General features: G+C 72.5%; 1 protein-coding gene. It reads right to left on the bottom strand.

Translation table 11 applies throughout. The features are described from left to right. Positions 1 to 191 precede the first annotated feature (191 nt). Positions 192 to 719: a hypothetical protein gene (locus AC069R_RS34090; protein ID WP_478770567.1), complete on the bottom strand. Its 528-nt coding sequence runs from the start codon at positions 717 to 719 to the stop codon at positions 192 to 194. Positions 720 to 1,103: the final 384 nt, after the last annotated feature.

The raw sequence follows: 1,103 nt of genomic DNA, 5'->3' as shown, positions 1-1,103 counted from the left end.
TCGTCTTTTGTTTTTTCTTTTTTCGTTCTTTTCTTCTTTTTTTTTTACCGGCCTGGGGAAACACCCAGACACTCGCCCGGGTGGGGGGGGGCCCCCCCCCCCTCCCCCCCCCCTCCTCCCTTCCCCCCCCCCCCCCCCCCCCCCCCCCCCCGGGCCGGGCGCCGGCCGCCGCGGGGGGGCGCGGCGGGCCGTCAGGAACAGAGCACGCGCGTCTCGGGCGTGTAGACGGGGCCGCCGCTGTAGTTGGTGCCGTCGCTGAACTCGGCGTAGAAGTACGAGTAGAAGCCGATGTTGCCGTTGCAGCCGGAGTCGGCGGCGACCTGGAGGGTCAGGGTGACGGTACGGCTCTGGCCGGGCGGGATGGTGGCGCCGTAGTTGGTGCCGAGGTTGGTCGGGCCGGTGCCGGAGCAGGGGGTACTGGTGCCGTCGGCGGCGGCCAGGGCGCAGCCGGCGAAGCTGTACTTGAGGTCCGGACGCTGGGTGGTCAGCCAGGTCGGGTCGATCGTCTGGTACACGAACAGGACGTCGTACGTCTTGTTGTTGGTCAGCGTCATCGAGAGCTTGACCGAACCGCCGGGGGTGGTGGTGGCGCTGTCGGCGCTGAAGGTGAGGGCGGCGGGGTCCGGGTCGGCGCTGGCCAGGGAGCTGAAGCCGAAGACGGCGAGGACGACGGCGAGGACGGCGGTGAGACCGAGGCGTCTCAGCAGAGGTGATCGCATGGGCCGGGAGGCTAGGCGCGGGGCGCGCGCGGCGTCTGCCCCGTCACGGGCTCCCGGAGCGCGATCGGCCGAAAGCGGTCGCCAAGTGAAGGCAATGTGATGGCCATGTGACGATCTTCCGGAGGCAGCATCCCCGCACGGTACGGGCGGTGACGACGGGGGCGCGTGGGGTGACCGGAAACGCCGGCGCAAAGCCGGGGTAATGGCGAGGACCCGCCCCGCGCTCGCGCGCGGAACCAGGTCATCCGGTCATGTGCGGGCGCACTTCCCGGCCAATCGGTGAATTCCGGCCGCGGGGGGGGGGGGGGGGGGGGGGGGGGGGGGGGGGGGGGGGGGGGGGGGGGGGGGGGGGGGGGGGGGGGGGGGGAGGAGGGGGAGGGGGGG

The organism is Streptomyces sp. NPDC043952, assembly GCF_056435325.1.
The sequence above is the reverse complement of the archived record's forward strand: the minus strand, read 5'-3'. Positions and strand labels throughout refer to the sequence as shown.